Below are 20,816 nucleotides of genomic sequence, written 5' to 3'. Positions count from 1 at the left end.
AATGATGTACTTTGATGAGGCGATTGACGCCGTAGCAAAAATTAAAGTAATTGGAGTCGGTGGTGGTGGTTCAAACGCCGTCAACCGAATGATCGAGCACGGAGTGCAAGGTGTCGAGTTCATCGCGGTCAATACAGACGCACAAGCACTCAATATGTCGAAAGCGGACGTCAAGCTTCAGCTTGGCGCTAAATTGACACGCGGCCTTGGTGCCGGTGCGAACCCGGACATCGGTAAGAAAGCGGCTGAAGAAAGCCGTGAGCAATTGATCGAAGCACTTGACGGTGCCGATATGGTCTTCGTCACTGCCGGTATGGGTGGGGGAACAGGTACGGGCGCTGCACCAGTCATCGCTGAGATTTCAAAAGAAATCGGAGCGCTCACAGTCGGTGTCGTCACGAAACCGTTCATGTTCGAAGGACGCAAACGGATGCAGCATGCGCAACACGGAATCCAAGCGTTCAAAGAAAAAGTCGATACACTCATCGTCATCCCGAACGACAAGTTGCTTGAAATCGTCGAGCGGAACACGCCGATGATCGAAGCGTTCCGCGAAGCGGATAACGTGCTTCGCCAAGGTGTCCAGGGGATCACAGACTTGATCGCCATCCCTGGTTTGATCAACCTTGACTTCGCCGACGTGAAAACGATCATGACGGAAAAAGGATCGGCGCTCATGGGTGTCGGTGTGGCGACTGGTGAAAACCGTGCCATCGAAGCAGCGAAAAAGGCGATCTCATCTCCACTGCTCGAGTCTTCGATCGAAGGCGCGAAAGGTGTCTTGATGAACATTACAGGTGGACTCAGCCTCAGCTTGTATGAAGTAACAGAGGCTGCTCAAATCGTTCAAAGCGCCGCTGATGAAGAAGTGAACTTGATCTTTGGTTCGGTCATCAACGAAAACTTGAACGAGGAGATCATCGTCACTGTCATCGCGACTGAGTTTGCGGAAGAGTCACAAGGCACGAACCCGTTCCTTCAGCAACCGAAGAAACAAGCGGAGCCTGAGGCGAACAAAGAAGTTCAACCGAAACCGACTGAACCTGCTCAACAAGAAGAAGGGAACTTCCATAGACCAGTCTATGGTGGGGACGTCCCAGACGAGACGATCAACATCCCAGCGTTCGTAAGACAACGCCGTAACTAAACAACAGGGGGTGCCGTTCTCGGCACCCCCTTTTTCTAAAAAAGGAGACTGGTATGCAACTCATACATACATGGGAAACCGAGGCGTATCGCTATCTGGCTTATGTGACGACGCGGACGGATGGACACAATGAAGGCAATGTCGGTCTGCACGTCGGCGATGACGCGGAACAAGTCATTGCCAACCGGGAACGTTTCTTCACCGAAGCAAACTTGTCGCTTATCGATTCGGTTTGGGCCGATCAAGTGCACGGGACGCGTGTCGCGACCGTCGACGAAGCGGACAAGGGCAAAGGCGCCTATCGATACGATGAGGCGATTCAAGCGACTGACGGACTCGTCACGACCGCTACCGATTTGCCACTCGCTCTCGTGTTCGCCGATTGCGTCCCGTTGTTCTTTTGTGCGAAAGATCACGGAATCATCGGCATGGCTCATGCCGGATGGAAAGGGACGGTCGGAAACATCGTGTCTTCGATGGCGGACGCATTCGCTCGGCTCGGGGTTCCGGAACACGACATCGAGATGTACGTCGGACCGGCCATCACGGCCGAGCATTATGAAGTCGACCGCCGTGTCCTCGATGCCGTCAATGCCGTCTCGCCCGAAGCATATGCGGCCTCGGTGTATAACGAATCAGAACGTCATGCGAATCTGTCATTGCAACGAGTCAATGAGACACTCGCTGTCGAAAGAAACATGGACGTCACGCAGTCGAACTTATCGACCGCTTCCAATCGAGACTTTTTCTCGTATCGGAACGGAGACGCCAAGCGTCGATTTGCCGCCGTCCTCGTCAAGGAGAAGAAATTGTGAGCATAGCTGATAACGTCAAACAAGTGAGACAGAATATTGAGAACCTTCAATCGGAAACAGCGGTGACGCTCATTGCGGTCACGAAGTCGGTCGGTGTCGACGTCGCGAACGCGCTTTACGCAGAAGGTGTCCGTGATTTCGGTGAGAACCGTCCGGAAGGCTTGCTCGAGAAAGTCAATGCGATGCCGTCGGACGCCAAGTTCCATTTTATCGGCAGTCTACAGACGCGCAAAGTGAGACAAGTCATCGATCATGTTGCCGCAATCCATTCGCTCGACCGATTATCGCTCGCCGAAGAGATTGACAAACGGTCCGACCGTGTCATCGATTGTTTCGTCCAAGTGAACGTATCGGGCGAGACGTCAAAACATGGGCTTGAAAAAGAGGAAGTCATCCCGTTCATCGAGAACTGTAGACAGTATCGCCATATTCGGGTCATCGGACTGATGACGATGGCTCCGTTCACAGAAGATGAAGGTGTGATCCGTGAAACATTCCGTGCTTTACGCGAATTGCGCGACCGCGTCGCGGCAAATCGCTTCGAACATGCACCATGCAACGAATTGTCGATGGGTATGTCTAACGACTACGAGTTGGCAATCGAAGAAGGCGCATCGTTTGTTCGTATTGGGACCGTACTTGTGCAATAATATATTCTAAGGAGGAATCCGTTATGTCAATCAAAAACAAAATGAAAGACTTCTTTGGACTTGAGGAAGATCCGAATCACGCGTATGAAGGGGAAGAGTATGCTGTCGCAGAGACGAACACTCAACCGACGACTGATGCGCTCGTCAAAACCGAGGAGCGTCCGAAACCATCGAACAACCTCGTCGCGCTAAACACGAAGAAGAAAGAACGTTCGAAAGTCGTTCTTGCTGAACCGCGCGTCTTTGCCGAGGCACAAGATATTGGCGACCAGTTGAAAGAAAATCGTGCCGTCATCGTCAACCTTCAGCGCATGTCGAAAGAGCAGTCTCGTCAAGTTGTAAACTTCTTGTCGGGTGTCGTTTACGCCCTAGAAGGAACGATGACGTCGATTGGACATAACACGATTCTATGTGCTCCGAACAATATCGAATTGACTGGATCGATTTCGAATTTGATTTCGGAGGACGAACTAAACAGTAAAGGGTGGTAAATGAATGGAAAATGCGATCCCTGCATTAGGCAATACGATTGTTACGCTTCTTGGATATTATAGTTGGGTCTTGATTGCCTATATTTTATTATCGTGGTTCCCGAATGCGAGAGAATCAAAATTCGGACAAATTTTGACATACTTGTGTGAGCCGTTTCTTAACCCGTTCCGTCGGATCATCCCGCCAATCGGCGGTATGCTCGACATTTCTCCAATCGTCGCCCTGTTCGTGCTTCGTATGGCGCAAGCAGGAGTGCGAGCGATTTTCGGTCTGTAAATGAGCGTCTTCGATCATTATCGACCGAATGAACGCCCGTTTGTCGAGCAAGTGCTCGACTGGGTGCGACAAGTCGAGGACAACTACTTGTTTAAATTGACGGATTTTTTAGACCCACGTGAGCAACAAATCGTCAGGCAACTCGTTGGCAAACGGCTCGCCATCTACGAGGACGGCGGTTTCCCTGGAGCTGAGCGGAAACGGCTTTTATTGACGCCCGACTACTATGAGCTCGACGTGAACGACTTTGAAGTCAAGATTCTTCAAATCGATTATCCGACGAAGTTTGTCGACTTGACCCACCGCCAAGTGACAGGCACGCTTCTTAACGCGGGCCTGAAGCGGCAAAAGTTTGGCGACGTTGTCCTCGCTGACGGGATCGCTCAGTTCGCGACGACGGCTGATGCGGCTGGATTCATCGAAATGAACGTGGATCGCGTCGGCAAAGCCCGGGTGCGGTTGTCTGATGTGCCGGCCGCATCGATTTTGACCGTCCCAGAAGTCAAATGGAGCGACGAGTTTGGCATCGTCTCCTCACTCCGCTTTGATGCGGTCGTGAGCGAGGTGCTCGGTCTGTCGCGCCAGAAAGCACAGGCGCTCGTCAAACATGGTGACTGCAAAGTCAATCATAAAGCGATCACGGACGCGAGTTTTTTACTCGAACCAGACGATTTGGTTTCAATCCGGGGTTACGGTCGTGTCAAATTGACGGCAATCCTCGGCTCGACAAAGCGTGAGAAAATAAAAATCCAGTATGGCATCATACGTTGAATTTAGGAGGAAAGTCGAATGGCGTTGACACCGATTGATATTCATAACAAAGAGTTCTCGACTCGTTTTCGCGGGTACGATATCGATGAGGTCAATGAATTTTTAGATCAAATCATTAAAGAGTTTGAGCTATTGATTCGTGAAAATAGAAGGTACGAAGAACTCGTCAACGATATGCAAGCCCGTATTGACTACTTCTCCTCGATGGAAGACACATTGAATAAATCGATTATCGTCGCACAAGAGGCGGCAGAAGAAGTCAAGACCAATGCGGCCAAAGAAGCCAGCCTCATCTTGAAGCAGGCTGAACGCGAAGCGCTCGCCCGAGAAGAGGAAGCGTCGCGTAAAGAGCAGATGGCAGAGCGTGAAGTCATTCAAATGTTGAAAAAAGTCGAACTGTACCGGACCCGGTTCCGTGTTCTCGTCGACGCACAGATGGAACTTCTAAATAGTACCGAATGGGACACGATTGTCGGAGAGCCGCCTGTCCAGACGGTTCTTGACGATACGAGTGAACTTGCGTATAATGACGACGAAGTCACACCAAACAAACATCACGGATAATAAACAATACGTTGATTAGGACACGTCAATAAAGTCACACCTACGAAGCGACTTAGGGAAGGTGCAAGCCTAAGAGAAAGACTTTATTTGGTATCCCCTATGAGTGTCATGCTGAATTGAGTAAGCGTGACCGCTTGACCTCGTTATCGGTTACCGAGAGCGGTCTCAAGGTCTACTTGAGATTAGTAGGGTGGTACCGCGAGTCGATGAACTCGTCCCTATTTAGGGGCGGGTTTTTTTTGTTTTTCAAAAAAGATGCAGGAGGAGTTTCAATGAACTACAAAGACACATTATTGATGCCTGATACAGAATTCGCGATGCGTGGAAATTTGCCGAAGCGCGAGCCAGCAATGCACGAGGCTTGGGAGCAGATGGACTTATACAACCGCGTTCAAGAAAAGAATGCAGGAAAGCCGCAATACATTCTACATGACGGACCTCCGTACGCAAACGGTGACATCCATATGGGCCATGCACTCAACAAAGTGTTAAAAGACATCATCGTCCGTTTCAAGTCGTTGAACGGCTATCAATCACCGATGATCCCAGGTTGGGACACACACGGTCTTCCGATCGAGAACGCGCTTCAAAAAGCAGGCGTCAACCGTAAAGAGATGACTGTCGCCGAGTTCCGCGAAAAATGTGCCGCTTACGCGATGGAGCAAGTGAACTCACAACGTGAACAGTTCAAGCGTCTCGGACTGCTCGCTGACTTTGACAATCCATACATCACGCTCCAGCCTGAATATGAAGCGGCGCAAATCCGCCTGTTCGGCACGATGGCTGAAAAAGGATACATCTATAAAGGGAAAAAACCGGTCTATTGGTCACCGTCTTCTGAATCGGCACTCGCTGAGGCGGAAATCGAGTACTATGACAAAAAATCACCAGCCATCTATGTGGCGTTCCAAGTCGTCGATGGCAAAGGCGTCCTCGGGACGACCGACCATTTCGTCATCTGGACGACGACACCGTGGACGATTCCGGCCAACCTCGGGATCGCTGTCAGCGATGAGCTGACATACACACGGATCGAGCATGATGGCAAAGGGTATATCGTTGCCGAGACGCTCGTCGAAGAAGTGACGACAGCACTTGGCTGGGATGAGTACTCAGTGAGCGGATCTTGGAACGGACGCGAGTTCGAACACATGACGGTACAGCACCCGCTTTACGACCGGACGTCACTCCTCATCCTTGGCGACCACGTCACGGCTGAAGCGACAGGCTGCGTCCATATCGCACCTGGCCACGGGGAAGACGACTACCGTGTCGGCCAAGCGTACGGACTTGACGTGTTGTGCCCGGTCGACGACCGTGGGTATATGACGGACGAAGCACCAGGTTTTGAAGGACTGTTCTATGAAGATGCGAACAAAGAGATCGGCATGAAGCTCGAAGCAAATGGCAACTTGTTGAAGCTCAAATTCATCAAGCACTCGTACCCGCACGACTGGCGTACGAAAAAGCCGGTCATCTTCCGGGCAACACCGCAATGGTTCGCTTCGATCAAAGACTTCCGCAGCGACATGTTGCGTGAGATCGAAGAAGTGAACTGGGTACCGGAATGGGGCATGACGCGCCTGTTCAACATGGTCCGTGACCGTGGCGACTGGGTCATCAGCCGTCAGCGGGCATGGGGTGTGCCGATCCCGATCTTCTACGCAGAAGACGGAACGGAGATCATCACGAACGAAACGATCGACCATATCGCCAACTTGTTCCATGAGCACGGATCAAACGTCTGGTACGAGCGCGAAGCGAAAGACTTGTTGCCATCCGGCTTCACACATCCGAACAGTCCAAACGGCGAGTTCCGTAAAGAAGTCGACATCATGGACGTCTGGTTCGATTCAGGTTCGTCACACGCAGGCGTGCTCGAACAGCGCGACAACTTGCGCCGTCCGGCCGACCTGTACCTAGAAGGTTCGGACCAATACCGTGGTTGGTTCAACTCGTCACTGTCGACTGCAGTCGCGACGACCGGCAAAGCACCGTATCGCAACGTCCTCAGTCACGGCTTCGTCCTTGACGGCGACGGCCGGAAGATGTCGAAATCGCTCGGCAACACGATTGCACCGAACGACCTCGTGAAACAGTACGGTGCTGAAATCGTACGTCTTTGGGTCGCGTCTGTCGACTATCAGTCAGACGTCCGCGCCTCGCATGACAACTTTAAACAAGTGTCAGAAGTATACCGGAAGATCCGTAACACGTTACGCTTCTTGCTCGGTAACTTGAACGGGTTCGATCCGTCGATGCGCGTCGCGTTCGAAGATATGCCGGAAGCCGACCGCTTCATGGCGACGAAGCTGAAACAACTTCAGACGAAAGTCGTCAAAGCGTACGATACGTTCGACTTTATGGCTGTTTACCACATGAGCCACAACTTCTGTGTCAACGAGTTGTCGTCGTTCTATCTCGACTTCACGAAAGACATCCTCTACATCGAACGTGAAAACGATGCGCGTCGTCGTGCCGTTCAGACGGTCATGTATGATGCAGTCATCACGTTGACGAAACTGCTTGCCCCGGTCCTCCCGCATACGGCGGACGAAGTCTGGCAAGAAATCCCGGCCAAGACGGCGGATAGCGTCTTCTTGTCGGACCTTGAAGAAGTGGCGCCGCTCACGGAAGCAGAGACGGAATTACTCGCGAAATGGTCGAAATTCCTCACGTTCCGCGACGACGTCTTGAAAGCGATCGAGATCGCCCGCGGCGAGAAGTTGATCGGGAAACCGCTCGAAGCGAAACTTCAGGTCGCGCCGAAGGGTGAGACGAAAGCGCTGCTCGACACGATCGATAACGTTCGTCAACTCCTGCAAGTGTCACAACTCGACTACGTCGATACGGCCGACGTCGACTACGCGACGGCGAAGATCAGCGTCGCGAAAGCAGACGGTGCCGCTTGTGCCCGTTGCTGGACGTACTCGACCGAACTTGGTCAGAACGCAGATCATCCAGAACTTTGCCCGCGCTGTACAGAAGTCATCGCATGAGCCGGACCGGAGTGGCGCACAGTCCACTCCGGTTTCTTATGACTTGAAAGGAGAATTTGATGAAACGTTATTACGGATTAGCAGTCGTTCTCATTTTGCTCGACCAAGTGACGAAATGGATCGTCGTCCAGACGATGACGATCGGTCAATCGATCGAATTGATCCCGGGATGGCTCTATTTGACATCGTACCGCAACAGAGGCGCGGCCTGGGGCATGCTCGAAGGACAGATGGTGTTCTTCTTCGTCGTCACCGCCGTCGTTGTCGTCGGTCTGATCTACTTCTTGCATAAAGAAGTGAACGGGTTCAAACTGCTCGGCTACAGTATCGGCTTACTGCTCGCCGGAGCGATCGGCAACTTTATCGATCGTCTGTTCCGGGGCGAGGTCGTCGACTTCGTCGACACGTACCCGTTTGGCTACAACTTCCCAATCTTTAACGTCGCCGATATGGCACTCACGTTCGGGGTCATCTTTATGATCATCGGCGTCTTGTTCGAAGAAAAATTAAACAAAGAAAGGGGACAATCGTAATGGAAACTTACACATTTGTCGCCGAAGAAAAGGCACGGATCGATAAATGGATGAGCGAACGAAGTGACTGGTCACGTTCGCAAATCCAAGACTGGATCAAGGCGGGGGACCTGCTCGTCAACGGTCAAGTCGTGAAGCCGAACTATAAACTGCAAGAAGGGGACGAAGTCGTCGTGACGGTGCCAGAAGCCGTCGAACTCCAAGTCCTCGCCGAACATATTCCGCTCGACGTCGTGTTCGAGGACGAGGATGTCATCGTCGTCAACAAAGCACGTGGCATGGTCGTGCACCCTGCGGCCGGTCATACGTCTGGCACGCTCGTCAACGCGCTGTTGTATCACTGTGACGACCTCTCAGGCATCAATGGGGTGAAGCGTCCGGGTATCGTCCATCGCATCGATAAAGATACGACGGGACTGCTCATGGTCGCGAAAAACGATATGGCGCACGAGTCACTCGCGCAACAGTTGAAAGACAGAACGATCAAACGTGAATACGTCGCACTCGTCCACGGCGAGCTCGTCCATGAGCTCGGATCGATCGAGGCGCCGATCGGGCGCGACACGAACGATCGTCAGCGCATGACGGTTACAGACAAGAACGCGAAAGAAGCGGTGACACACTTCCGTCTGCTCGAACGCTACAAAGACTTCACGCTCGTCGAGTGCAAGCTCGAGACAGGACGGACGCATCAAATCCGTGTCCATATGCGCTATATCGGCCACCCGCTTGCCGGAGACCCGAAATACGGACCGCGTCGGACGATCGATTTGAACGGGCAAGCGCTCCATGCAGCCACGCTCGGCTTCCATCATCCGCGGACGAACGAATGGCTCGAGTTCGAGGCGGCACTCCCGACCGACTTTGAGGCAGAGCTCGCAAAATTGGACAAAATCGAGAAAACACGTTGACTTTCAACCGATTCAGATTTATAGTCTAGAAAGCATAACACCTTTAAACCCAGTCCAGAGAGGCTGTGAAAGGATCGTGGCCGCGGCCACAACCGTCTATCATATACGGCACTTGTTTGCCTTCGTGAAGACTTCCTTTCCAGCCGGATGAGGAAGTCTTCTTTTTTTATAGATTACGAGAGGAGGAATCATATGAAACGCTCGACCATACTAGACGAAGCCGCGATCCGACGCGCCTTGACGCGAATCGCCCATGAAATCATTGAACGCAACAAAGGAACGGACAACGTCGTCCTCGTCGGGATCAAAACGCGCGGTGAGACGCTCGGCGACCGACTCGCCCATCGCATCGAAGAAATCGAAGGAAAACCGATCGCGCTCGGTAACTTAGACATCACGCTCTACCGGGACGACCTATCGAAGAAGTCGCTCGACCCAGAAGTGAAAGCGACCGAACTCCCGCACGACATCAATGGCAAGACGGTCGTCCTCGTCGATGACGTCCTGTACACGGGACGGACGGTCCGGGCCGCGATGGACGCACTCGTCGACCACGGCCGGCCGGACTACATCCAACTCGCCGTCTTGATCGACCGGGGACACCGCGAGTTGCCGATTCGCCCAGACTTTGTCGGGAAAAACGTCCCGACATCGAAAACAGAACAAGTCGTGGTCCGACTCAGTGAAGTCGACACGACAGACGAAGTGTACATCCAACAGCAATAAATCCAAAACCTTTAAGGTGGTCCAGAGAGGCCAGGAAGGAGAACTATTTATGAAAAACCCCATCCTCAACATCCACGAGCGTCCCGCTCACTTGCCGCAATGGCTGCTCTTCAGCCTGCAACACGTCTTCGCCATGTTCGGAGCGACGATCTTAGTCCCGATTTTGACCGGACTGAACACGTCCGTCGCCCTCGTCGCTTCCGGTGTGGCCACGCTCTCATTCCTAGTCATCACCCAATTCAAAGTCCCGACGTATCTCGGGTCAAGTTTTGCCTACATCGCACCGATCATCGCGGTCAGCCAGCAATGGGGCGTCGAAGCCGCACTGTTCGGCGGTATTATCGCCGGTTCGGTCTACGGTGTCGTGTCGCTCATCATCTTTAAGACGGGCGTCGGTTGGTTGTTACGACTGTTGCCGCCGGTCGTCGTCGGCCCGGTCATCATGGTCATCGGCTTATCGCTCGCACCGGTCGCCATCGACATGTCGATGAACCGCGACGGAGCGTATAACGGCACGTTCATTACGGTCGCCCTGCTCACGCTCGGCATCACGATCCTCGCGATGACAAAGTTAAAAGGAGTATGGGGCGCGGTTCCGATCTTGTTCGGCATCGTCGGCGGATACGCCATCGCCGCCATGTTCGGCATCATCGACTACTCGGCCATCGGTCAAGCGAGCCTGTTCCAACTGCCTGACTTCACGATGGTGTTCGTCGACTACATGCCGATGTGGCAAGTCGGGGCACTCCTTGCCATCGTCCCGGTCGCGCTCGTCACGATGACGGAGCACATCGGCGACCAAATGGTCACGTCGAAAATCATCGGACGCGAGACGATGAAAGATCCAGGCCTGCACCGGACGCTCCTCGGCGACGGCGTCGGCAAAGCCGTCGCCTCAGCGCTCGGTGGACCGCCGTGTACGACGTACGGTGAAAACAACGGGGTCATGGCGATCACGAGAGTGTACAGCGTCTACGTCATCGCGGGAGCAGCACTCATGGCCATCAGCTTCGGCTTCCTCGGTCACGTCGAGGCGTTCATCTCGACAATCCCGAATCCGGTCAAAGGCGGTATCTCGATCCTCTTGTTCGGTGTCATCGCCTCGAACGGACTGCGGACGATGGTCGACAGCAACGTCGACCTCGCCGAGAAACGCAACCTCATCATCGCCTCGGTCATTCTCGTCGTCGGCCTCGGCGGGGCGATGGTCCAACTCGGCAGCTTCCCGGTCCAAGGGATGGCGCTCGCGACGGTCGTCGGTATTCTTTTGAACGCGGTGTTGCCGAAAGAAGAAGTCGAACCGGCTTCGGTCGATACAACTGAAGAAACGAAACAGGCAAGTAACTTTTAATTCGATCCCGTGAGGTCGGCAAAGTGAAGGCTCGTTTATTTGGGTGCAATCTACCCAAATGAAGGCGTCCCTTCACGTAGGTGAAGAGACGCCTTTTCTCTTTGCCTTCAAACAAAAGGAGGAGACGAACATGAATTTGATCAAACAACAACCGAACCATTTTGTCAGCTTAGATACGCTCACCCTCGAAGAGATCATGGGGATGATCGAAGAGTCGCTCCGCTACAAACAAGGGGACATGCCACCGCTGTTTGACGGGAAGACGGTCGCGAACTTGTTCTTCGAAAACTCGACGCGGACGAAAAACTCGTTTCAAATGGCCGAGCGGCACTTGAACATCCAAGAGATCCCGTTCGACGTGGCGACGTCGTCGGTGACGAAAGGCGAGACGTTATACGACACGTGCAAGACGCTTGAAGCGATCGGGGTCGACGCGCTCGTCATCCGCCATCCTGAAGCGGGATACTACCATGAGCTCGTCAGCAAGCTGACGATCCCAGTCTTAAACGGCGGGGACGGGAGCGGGGAACACCCGTCACAGTCACTGCTCGACCTCGTCACGATTTATGAAGAGTTCAAGACGTTCGAAGGCTTGAATATCGCTATCTGCGGCGATCTCGTCCATAGCCGGGTCGCCCGCTCGAACGCAGGCGTGTTGAAACGGCTCGGAGCGAACGTCGTCGGTTGTAGCCCGGAATCGTGGTGGGATGGTTCGATGGGGCTTTCGCACCGCGACCTTGATGACATCTTACCGGACTGCGACGTCGTCATGTTGCTCCGCGTTCAGCACGAGCGCCACATTATGGGCGACATCTTTTCTAAAGAAGACTATCATGCGCGCTACGGCTTGACGGTCGAGCGGGTCGAGCGGATGAAACAAGGCGCCATCATCATGCATCCGGCCCCGGTCAACCGGGACGTCGAGATCGCCGGCAGTTTGATCGAACATCCGTCATCGCGCATCTTTCCACAGATGACGAACGGTGTTTACGCACGGATGGCCATCTTAAATCGAGCATTAGGGGGACAACAATGATTATTCAACACGCAACGTGGTATGACGGGAAGACGAAACGGACGAGCAATCTGTTGATCGAGGGCGGTACGATCCGTTCGGTCGATTACGACGGGACGACCGAAGGACACGAAGTGATTGACGCTAACGGGAAGCTGTTGATCCCAGGTCTCGTCGACGTCCACGTCCATTTGCGCGAGCCGGGTGGCGAGGCGAAAGAGACGATCAAGACCGGGACGGCTGCGGCTGCGGCCGGAGGGTTCACGACGATTTGCGCGATGCCGAACACACGCCCGGTCCCAGACGACCGGGCGACGCTCGATGACTTGCTCGCACGGATCGAGCGTGACGCCAGCGTCCGCGTGCTCCCGTACGCGGCGATCACGAAACGGCAGCTCGGGGTCGAGCAAGTCGATATGCCGTCACTTGCGGACGCGTTCGCGTTCACAGACGACGGGGTCGGCGTCCAGTCGGCGGCGATGATGCGTCAGGCGATGCGGGAAGCGAAACGGCTTGGGAAAGCGGTCGTGGCCCATTGCGAAGACAATACGCTCAAGGCCGGTTCGGTCCATGAAGGGAAGTTTAGTGAGACGCACGGCATCCAAGGCATCCCGAGTCTCGCCGAGAGCATCCATATCGCTCGTGACGTGTTGATCGCCGAAGAGACAGGCTGCCACTATCACGTCTGTCACGTGTCGTCACGTCAATCGGTCCGCGTCATCCGTGACGCCAAACGGGCCGGGATCCACGTCACGGCGGAAGTGACACCGCACCACCTCGTCTTATCGGAAGACGACATCCCGGGGTTAGATCCGAACTTTAAGATGAATCCGCCGCTACGGAGCCAAGACGACCGCGCGGCGTTGCTCGAAGGGCTGTTCGACGGGACGATCGATTTGATTGCGACCGATCACGCCCCGCACACGGCTGAAGAGAAAGCACAAGGGATGGAGCGCGCCCCGTTCGGAATCACCGGATTCGAGACGGCGTTCCCGCTCCTTTACACGACGTTCGTCAAAACGGGACAAATGGAAGAGGCGGCGCTCATCGACTGGATGACGAGACGACCGAGCGAGGTGTTCGGTCTGCCTTACGGCTTGATTGAGGTCGGCCGGGCGGCGGACCTCGCGCTGATCGATACGGAGACGTTGCGTCCGGTCAACCCGGCGACGTTCGCGTCAAAAGGGAAGAACACACCGTTCGCTGGGAAAAGACTCACAGGTTGGCCAGTCGTGACGATCGTGGCCGGAGAAATCGTATATAAGGGGAGATTCGATGAAACGAACATTATGGCTTGAAGACGGGACAGCATTTGTAGGCAAGGCGTTCGGTGCGAACGCCGAGACGATCGGGGAAGTCGTCTTTCAAACGGGAATGACCGGCTACCAAGAGATTTTATCGGACCCGTCTTATTGTGACCAGCTCATCGTGCTGACGAATCCACTCATCGGAAATTATGGCGTCAACCGTGAAGACTTTGAGACGACCGTCCCGATGGCAAAAGCGCTCATCGTCAAAGAGGCGTGTGACTTGCCGTCGAACTTCCGCTCGACGGCGACGTTGCCGGAGACGCTCGAACGCTTCGGGATACCAGGTCTAGAAGCTGTCGATACGCGCATGTTGACGCGTCACCTTCGTTCACGCGGCGTCATGCGCGGCGTGTTGATCGACGGTGAGTCGACGTGGGCAGACGTTTCGATGCGCTTTGAAGCGAGCTTCCCGACCGATCAAGTGGCACGTGTCTCGACGAAACGGGCTTACGTCAGCACCGGGAGCGGCCGCCGGATCGCCCTCATCGATTTCGGGGCCAAACTCGGAATCATGCGTGAATTGTTGAAGCGCGACTGTGAAGTCGTCGTCTTGCCGCACGACGTGACGGCTGAAGAAGTGATGCGGTATGAGCCGGACGGGGTCATGCTCTCGAACGGACCAGGCGACCCGAAAGACGTACCGACGGCGCTCCCGCTGATCGAAGCACTCATGCCAAAACTCCCGATGTTCGGGATCTGTCTCGGCCATCAGTTGATTGCGCTCGCGAGCGGTGCCAACACGTTCAAGCTTCCGTTCGGGCATCGTGGTGCCAATCATCCTGTCCTCGAGCTTGAGACCGGTGCTGTGACGATCACGTCACAAAACCACGGCTACGCCGTCGACGAGACGTCGCTCCTTGAGACGCCGCTCATCGTGACGCATCGCGCCGTCAACGACGGGACGATCGAAGGCGTCAAACATTTACATCATCCGACGTTCTCGGTGCAATATCATCCGGAAGCGGCGCCAGGACCATATGACGCCAACGACTTATTCGACCGCTTTATGACACTCGTCAACGAAAACAGACAGAAAGTAGGAATGTGACATGCCAAAACGACCAGATATTCAGAAAATCCTTGTGATCGGATCCGGCCCGATCGTCATCGGACAAGCGGCAGAATTTGACTATGCTGGTACCCAGGCGTGTCTTGCCTTAAAAGAAGAGGGCTACGAAGTCATCCTCGTCAACTCGAACCCGGCGACGATTATGACTGACCCGTCGACGGCGGACCGCGTCTATATCGAACCACTCGAACCGGAGTTCGTGGAGCGGATTATCCGTCAAGAACGTCCGGACGCGCTTCTCGCGACACTCGGGGGGCAGACCGGACTGAACTTGGCGGTCGAGCTCGATAAGCGCGGCGTGCTCCGCGACTGCGGCGTCGAACTGCTCGGAACGAAACTGTCGGCGATCGAGCAGGCAGAAGACCGGGAACAGTTCCGCGATCTCATGTACAAGCTCGGTCATGGCGTCCCAGACAGCGATATCGTCCATTCACTCGACGCCGCCTGGAGCTTCGCTGACCGGATCGGCTATCCGATTATCATTCGTCCGGCTTATACGCTCGGCGGGACCGGTGGGGGAATCGCCCACGACCGGGAACAGTTCGAGCAGATCGTCGAATCGGGACTCAAGGCGAGTCCGGTGACGCAAGTGCTGCTTGAAGAGTCGATTGCCGGCATGAAAGAAGTCGAATATGAAGTGATGCGCGACTCGAGCGACCAGGCTATCATCGTCTGCGCCATGGAAAACTTCGATCCGGTCGGTGTCCATACCGGTGACTCGATCGTGTTCGCCCCGACCCAGACGTTGTCTGACCGTGATTACCAAATGCTCCGCAGCGTCTCGCTCGACATCATCCGGGCGCTCGGCATCGAAGGCGGATGTAACATCCAGTTCGCGCTCGACCCCGACAGCTTCACGTACTACGTGATCGAGGTCAACCCACGCGTCTCGCGGAGTTCGGCTCTCGCCTCAAAAGCGACGGGATACCCGATCGCCAAGCTCGCCGCGAAAGTCGCGGTCGGCTACAAGTTGTCGGAACTAAAAAATCCGGTGACGGAGACGAGTTACGCCTCGTTCGAGCCGGCGCTCGACTACGTCGTCGCTAAAATCCCGCGCTTCCCGTTCGACAAGTTCGAGACCGCGGACCGTCGTCTCGGCACACAAATGAAAGCGACGGGCGAAGTCATGGCCATCGGTCGAAATTTAGAAGAAGCGCTATTGAAAGCCGTCCGTTCGCTCGAACTCGGTACTGAAGACTTGTACGTACCACGCCTTTCCGAATTGACGGCTGAACAACTGGAACGAGAACTGACGACACCGACCGACGAACGGTTGTGGATGCTGTACGAGGCGCTTCGCCGCGGCTACTCGACAGAACAGCTTCACGGCTTGACGAAAATCGACCGGTTCTTCTTATCAAAACTCGATCGGATTTGGCGTGAGGAAGAAGCGTTGCGCGACGAGCCGTTGACAGAGGAACGGTTGCGCGATGTGAAGCAACGTGGGTTCAGTGATCGCATGATCGCCCGCATCACGGACCAAGCCGTCGAGACGATCGCGTCGTTACGCGATGAGTGGAACGTTCGGCCAGTGTATAAGATGGTCGACACGTGTGCCGCCGAATTCGCCTCGGAGACGCCGTACTTTTACGGGACGTACGAAGTCGAGAACGAAGCGGTGAAAACGGATAAACCGTCCATCCTCGTACTCGGTTCAGGCCCGATCCGAATCGGTCAAGGCGTCGAGTTCGACTACGCGACCGTCCATTCGATCCAAACGATCCGTGACGCCGGATATGAGGCAATCATCGTCAACAACAACCCGGAGACGGTATCGACCGACTTCTCGATCTCAGACCGTCTCTACTTTGAACCGCTCACGACAGAAGACGTATTAGAAGTCGTTCGCAATGAACGACCGCTCGGGGTCATCGTCCAGTTCGGCGGGCAGACGGCAATCAACTTAGCGGCCTCGCTCGAAGCGAACGGCGTACAAATTCTCGGGACGTCACTTGAAGACATCGACCGGGCCGAAAACCGGAAAGCGTTCGAGGCGACGCTCACGAAAGAACGGCTCGCCCAACCACCGGGCAAGACCGCGGTCACGGTCGAGGAAGCGGTCGCTTGTGCCGACATGCTCGGCTATCCCGTACTCGTCCGCCCATCGTACGTCCTCGGCGGCCGGGCGATGGAGATCGTCTATGAGCGTTCGGAGCTCGAGCGGTATATGCGCCACGCCGTCGTCGCCTCGAAAGATCGTCCCGTCCTCATCGACCGCTACTTGACCGGGATCGAAATCGAAGTCGACGCCATCTGCGACGGGACGGACGTCTACATCCCGGGCATCATGGAACATATCGAACGGGCCGGGGTCCACTCTGGCGATTCGATCGCCGTCTATCCGCCGCAACGGCTGAGCGAGGCGTTAAAACAAAAAGTCGTCGATTACACGATCAAACTCGCCAAAGCGTTCCGCATCAAAGGGTTGCTCAACATTCAGTTCGTCTATGCGGACGACTTGTACGTCATCGAAGTCAACCCACGGGCGAGCCGGACGGTGCCGTTCATCTCGAAAGTGACGGGACTGCCGGTCGCACGCATCGCGACGCAGACGATTCTCGGGACGACGTTGAAGCAGCTCGGACTCGGAACGGGCTTGCACCCAGAATCTGACGCTATCTCGGTCAAAGTGCCGGTGTTCAGTTTCGCGAAATTAAAAGAAGTCGACCCGTCACTCGGGCCAGAGATGAAATCGACGGGGGAAGTCATGGCGACGGACCGAACGCTTGAAAAAGCGCTCTATAAAGGACTCGTCGCTGCCGGGATGACGATCGCCTTGAAAGGAAACGTCTTGTTGACGGTCGCTGATCAAGACAAAGACGAAGCGCTCGACATCGCCCGTCGCTTCAACCGCCTCGGCTTCCGCCTGATGGCGACGTCAGGAACGGCGATGGCACTTACGGCAGTCGAGTTGCCGGTCCGACAAGTCGGGAAGATCCATGAAGCGGGTGAGACGATGCTGAGCGTCATCGAGCGGGGCGATGTCGACATCGTTTTGAATACGACGACACGCGACGCCTTAGCGACAAAAGACGGATTCATTATCCGCCGGGCCGCGGCCGAGCAAGGTGTGCTCTGCTTGACGTCGCTCGACACGGTGAAGGCGCTCTTGCAAGTCATCGAGAGCCTATCGTTCCAGACGACGAGCCTGCCGGCGTTCACCGAATTCGGGGTGACTGTATGAGACAACGGGCGACCATCTTATCGAACCGGGAGATCGCGAAAGCGACGATGGAAATGAAAGTGCGAATCGGTGATGGAACGATCGCACCGGGCACGTTTTTCCATGTGAAGACGTCCGAACTGTTGCGCCGGCCGCTGTCGGTTGCTAACGTCGAAGCAGACGTCGTCACGTTTCTGTACAAAGTGGTCGGGACCGGGACGGCCGAACTCGCGACGAGACGAGCCGGGGACGAACTTGACGTCCTCGGTCCGCTCGGTAACGGGTTCCCGCTCGCAAAAGACGGCAAGCGCGTCGTTCTCGTCGGCGGGGGGATCGGGGTGCCGCCGCTCTATTACACGCGACGGATGCTCGCCGCGCGCGGAATCGAAACGGTGGCGATTCTCGGGTTTGATTCAGAAGCGAGTGTATTTTATGAAGACGAGTTCCGCGAACTCGGCGAGACGATCATCACGACGGTCGACGGAACGTATGGAGAGGCGGGGTTCGTGACCGGACCGCTCGCTAGAATCGACGCCGACGTCTTGTTCAGCTGTGGTCCGGAGCCGATGTTAAAAGCGGTCGCTGCGTCGCATATTAATGAACGCTACATCTCGATCGAGAACCGGATGGGTTGCGGCATCGGGGCGTGCTTCGCCTGTGTGTGCAAAGCGCCGGACGGTTACGTGAAAGTGTGCAGTGACGGACCGGTATTTCGGGCAGAAGAGGTGACGTTATGAGATTACACATCGAACTACCCGGCTTATCGTTAAAAAATCCGATCATGCCGGCGTCCGGTTGTTTTGGATTCGGCGAAGAGTTCGCCAAGCTGTATGACTTGTCGATCCTCGGGGGCATCATGATCAAAGCGGCGACCGGGGAGGCGCGGTTCGGGAACGAGACACCGCGTGTCGCCGAGACGGCGCAAGGGATGTTGAATGCGATCGGATTACAAAATCCGGGTGTCGACGCGATTGTTGAAGCCAAGTTGGCATTCCTCGCCAAGTTTGACACTGAAATTATTGCCAACGTGGCGGGTTCGACCCCAGAAGAATACATCCATGTCGCGCGGAAAATGAGCGCCGACCCGTGCGTGAAAGCACTCGAACTGAACATCTCGTGCCCGAACGTGAAGTGTGGCGGCATGCAGTTCGGGACCGATCCTTTGATGGCGGCCGAACTGACGCGCCTCGTCAAGGCGGCGTCGACAAAACCGGTATACGTCAAACTATCCCCGAACGTCACGTCGATCACGGAGATGGCACGTGCGGTCGAAGCGGCCGGCGCCGACGGCATCACGATGATCAATACGCTCGTCGGCATGAGGATCGACGTTACGACCGGTCAACCGATCTTAGCGAACCGAATTGGCGGATTATCCGGTCCGGCCATCAAGCCGGTCGCCATCCGGATGGTGTACGAAGTCGCCCAAGCGGTCAATATCCCGATTATCGGCATGGGCGGTGTGCGGACGGTCGACGACGTGCTCGAATTTATCTATGCGGGTGCATCGGCGGTCGCGGTCGGGACTGCCAATTTTGAAAACCCATACGTATGTCAGGAAATCATCGAGGCGTTGCCAGGCCGGCTCGATGAACTCGGCATCGATCATATTTTAGACGTTAGGGGGAAGGCGTATGAACAGGTTGTATCTCGCGCTTGATGTCGAAACACGTGACGAAGCGTTTTCACTCTTAAAAAAAATTGACAAACGCCCGGCCGTCAAAGTCGGCATGGAACTGTTCTACCGTGAAGGTGGACGGTTCGTCGAAGAACTCGTCGCGAGCGGTTACCCGGTCTTTCTAGACGTCAAAGTTCATGACATCCCGGAGACGGCAAGGCGGACGCTCCGCCAAATCGGCCGGCTCGGCGTTGAAATGACGAACGTTCATACGCTCGGCGGTGAGACGATGATGCGCTACGCATTGGATGGGTTGCGTGATGTGAACGACACGACCACATTGATCGGGGTGACCCAACTGACATCGACCGACGAGCGGATGCTGTCAGAACAACTCGGAATTGGCGGAAGTCTCGAGCAGGCCGTCTTGCGACAAGCGGGACTTGCCAAACGGGCAGGACTCGATGGGGTCGTCGCGTCCGTTCACGAAGCCCGCGCGATTCGACAAGCGCTCGGTTCACCGTTTTTGACGGTGACGCCCGGCATCCGAATCAACGAAACGACAGACGATCAAGTCCGGGTCGCGACACCGCAAGCCGCTTTTGACGCCGGTGTATCAGCTATCGTCGTCGGGCGCCCGATCACCCGGGCAGCCGATCCGAACGCAGCTTACGAATACTTTATGAAGGAATGGAGCCAAACGTATGAGACAAATCGCTGAGGCATTATTATCGATTGAAGCCGTCACCTTATCACCGAATGAACCGTACACATGGTCGAGCGGGTTAAGAAGCCCGATTTATTGTGATAACCGACTGACGCTCAGTTATCCAGAAGTGCGTTCACAGATTATCGATGCACTTGTCGACGCCGTCCGTCCGCTCGACGCCGACGTCATCGCGGGAACGGCGACGGCCGGGATTCCCCATGCGACGCTCTTAGCCGACCGACTCGGTCTACCACTCATCTACGTCCGGTCGGGTGCGAAAAAACATGGGAAAGGCAACCAGATTGAAGGTCGATTCGACAAAGGAGCGCGTGTCGTCGTCATCGAAGACCTGCTCTCGACTGGGAAATCGAGCATGGAGGCGGCGCGAGCAATTCAAGCGGCGGGCGGAGAGGTCGTCAAGATTCAAGCAATTTTCTCTTATAACCTCCCAGTTCTGGCAATCAATTCACTCGAATATGAGCTGCACTATTCGGCGTTGACGACGATCAACGAGTTGATTAAAGTCGCTGTCAAAAAACGGATGATCACTAAACAAGAAGCTACTTCGTTGGAGGAATGGCGAACTAATCCGCATGGTTGGAGTGAGCAAGTTTCTTCATAAATATTTTTTGAAGAATCCACCTCCGGGCGGATTCTTTTTCATTTGGCAACATGTGATACTGAACGTGTTAGAATA

At 55.1% G+C, this 20,816-nt stretch carries 20 protein-coding genes and 1 other annotated feature; all 20 genes read left to right on the top strand.

Going from position 1 to position 20,816, the window contains the following annotated elements:
* Position 1: 1 nt before the first annotated feature.
* The 20 genes from ftsZ to pyrE all read left to right on the top strand — a co-directional run bounded on the left by ftsZ (position 2) and on the right by pyrE (position 20,741).
* Entirely contained in the window at positions 2–1,147 is a 1,146-nt protein-coding gene (gene ftsZ / locus EVJ32_RS02190) for a cell division protein FtsZ (protein WP_070327556.1), read from the top strand.
* A 53-nt stretch (positions 1,148–1,200) separates the two neighbouring features.
* On the top strand, positions 1,201–1,962 hold the full coding sequence (gene pgeF / locus EVJ32_RS02185; RefSeq protein WP_131456276.1) for a peptidoglycan editing factor PgeF: 762 nt from the start codon (positions 1,201–1,203) through the stop codon (positions 1,960–1,962).
* A complete protein-coding gene (locus tag EVJ32_RS02180; RefSeq protein ID WP_070327554.1) occupies positions 1,959–2,612 on the top strand; it encodes a YggS family pyridoxal phosphate-dependent enzyme in 654 nt (217 codons plus the stop codon). The genes pgeF and EVJ32_RS02180 overlap by 4 nt, the downstream gene beginning before the upstream one ends.
* 23 nt (positions 2,613–2,635) lie before the next feature.
* Positions 2,636–3,103, top strand: a complete 468-nt coding sequence (locus EVJ32_RS02175; protein ID WP_070327553.1) for a cell division protein SepF — start codon at positions 2,636–2,638, stop codon at positions 3,101–3,103.
* 4 nt (positions 3,104–3,107) lie between these two features.
* Positions 3,108–3,380 (top strand): YggT family protein, encoded by a 273-nt coding sequence (locus EVJ32_RS02170; RefSeq protein ID WP_070327552.1) that lies wholly within the window; start codon positions 3,108–3,110, stop codon positions 3,378–3,380.
* On the top strand, positions 3,381–4,151 hold the full coding sequence (locus EVJ32_RS02165; protein ID WP_070327551.1) for a YlmH family RNA-binding protein: 771 nt from the start codon (positions 3,381–3,383) through the stop codon (positions 4,149–4,151).
* Positions 4,152–4,169: 18 nt separating this feature from the next.
* Positions 4,170–4,715 (top strand): DivIVA domain-containing protein, encoded by a 546-nt coding sequence (locus tag EVJ32_RS02160; protein WP_016509011.1) that lies wholly within the window; start codon positions 4,170–4,172, stop codon positions 4,713–4,715.
* Between the two features lie 2 nt (positions 4,716–4,717).
* Positions 4,718–4,938 (top strand) — a binding site (T-box leader).
* 49 nt (positions 4,939–4,987) lie between these two features.
* Positions 4,988–7,714 (top strand): isoleucine--tRNA ligase, encoded by a 2,727-nt coding sequence (gene ileS, locus EVJ32_RS02155; protein WP_131440331.1) that lies wholly within the window; start codon positions 4,988–4,990, stop codon positions 7,712–7,714.
* 59 nt (positions 7,715–7,773) lie between these two features.
* A complete protein-coding gene (gene lspA, locus EVJ32_RS02150; protein ID WP_131456272.1) occupies positions 7,774–8,247 on the top strand; it encodes a signal peptidase II in 474 nt (157 codons plus the stop codon).
* Positions 8,247–9,158 (top strand): RluA family pseudouridine synthase, encoded by a 912-nt coding sequence (locus tag EVJ32_RS02145; protein WP_131456269.1) that lies wholly within the window; start codon positions 8,247–8,249, stop codon positions 9,156–9,158. The genes lspA and EVJ32_RS02145 overlap by 1 nt, the downstream gene beginning before the upstream one ends.
* A 192-nt stretch (positions 9,159–9,350) precedes the next feature.
* Complete coding sequence (gene pyrR / locus EVJ32_RS02140) at positions 9,351–9,884, top strand: bifunctional pyr operon transcriptional regulator/uracil phosphoribosyltransferase PyrR (protein WP_070327547.1); 534 nt, start codon at positions 9,351–9,353, stop codon at positions 9,882–9,884.
* 49 nt (positions 9,885–9,933) lie between these two features.
* Positions 9,934–11,235: a uracil-xanthine permease family protein gene (locus EVJ32_RS02135; protein WP_070327546.1), complete on the top strand. Its 1,302-nt coding sequence runs from the start codon at positions 9,934–9,936 to the stop codon at positions 11,233–11,235.
* A gap of 130 nt (positions 11,236–11,365) precedes the next feature.
* Positions 11,366–12,271, top strand: coding sequence for an aspartate carbamoyltransferase catalytic subunit (locus EVJ32_RS02130; RefSeq protein WP_131456267.1), 906 nt, complete (start codon positions 11,366–11,368; stop codon positions 12,269–12,271).
* A complete protein-coding gene (locus tag EVJ32_RS02125; protein ID WP_131456265.1) occupies positions 12,268–13,548 on the top strand; it encodes a dihydroorotase in 1,281 nt (426 codons plus the stop codon). The genes EVJ32_RS02130 and EVJ32_RS02125 overlap by 4 nt, the downstream gene beginning before the upstream one ends.
* Positions 13,526–14,608, top strand: a complete 1,083-nt coding sequence (locus EVJ32_RS02120; RefSeq protein WP_131456262.1) for a carbamoyl phosphate synthase small subunit — start codon at positions 13,526–13,528, stop codon at positions 14,606–14,608. The genes EVJ32_RS02125 and EVJ32_RS02120 overlap by 23 nt, the downstream gene beginning before the upstream one ends.
* 1 nt (position 14,609) lies before the next feature.
* The gene (gene carB, locus EVJ32_RS02115; RefSeq protein WP_131456260.1) at positions 14,610–17,813 is read left to right on the top strand and encodes a carbamoyl-phosphate synthase large subunit; all 3,204 of its coding nucleotides are present in this window, start codon (positions 14,610–14,612) and stop codon (positions 17,811–17,813) included.
* Positions 17,810–18,529 carry a dihydroorotate dehydrogenase electron transfer subunit gene (locus EVJ32_RS02110; protein ID WP_131456258.1) on the top strand — a complete coding sequence of 240 codons (720 nt, stop codon included), beginning with the start codon at positions 17,810–17,812 and terminating at the stop codon, positions 18,527–18,529. Before carB ends, EVJ32_RS02110 begins: the two co-directional genes overlap by 4 nt.
* Positions 18,526–19,452: a dihydroorotate dehydrogenase gene (locus EVJ32_RS02105; RefSeq protein ID WP_131456256.1), complete on the top strand. Its 927-nt coding sequence runs from the start codon at positions 18,526–18,528 to the stop codon at positions 19,450–19,452. Before EVJ32_RS02110 ends, EVJ32_RS02105 begins: the two co-directional genes overlap by 4 nt.
* Positions 19,427–20,131, top strand: a complete 705-nt coding sequence (gene pyrF / locus EVJ32_RS02100; protein WP_131456253.1) for an orotidine-5'-phosphate decarboxylase — start codon at positions 19,427–19,429, stop codon at positions 20,129–20,131. Before EVJ32_RS02105 ends, pyrF begins: the two co-directional genes overlap by 26 nt.
* Entirely contained in the window at positions 20,115–20,741 is a 627-nt protein-coding gene (gene pyrE / locus EVJ32_RS02095; RefSeq protein WP_131456251.1) for an orotate phosphoribosyltransferase, read from the top strand. The genes pyrF and pyrE overlap by 17 nt, the downstream gene beginning before the upstream one ends.
* Positions 20,742–20,816 lie beyond the last annotated feature (75 nt).

Origin of the sequence: Exiguobacterium sp. SH5S4 (assembly GCF_004337045.1) — a bacterium.
Lineage (GTDB): Bacteria > Bacillota > Bacilli > Exiguobacteriales > Exiguobacteriaceae > Exiguobacterium > Exiguobacterium aurantiacum_A.
The sequence above is the reverse complement of the archived record's forward strand: the minus strand, read 5'-3'. Positions and strand labels throughout refer to the sequence as shown.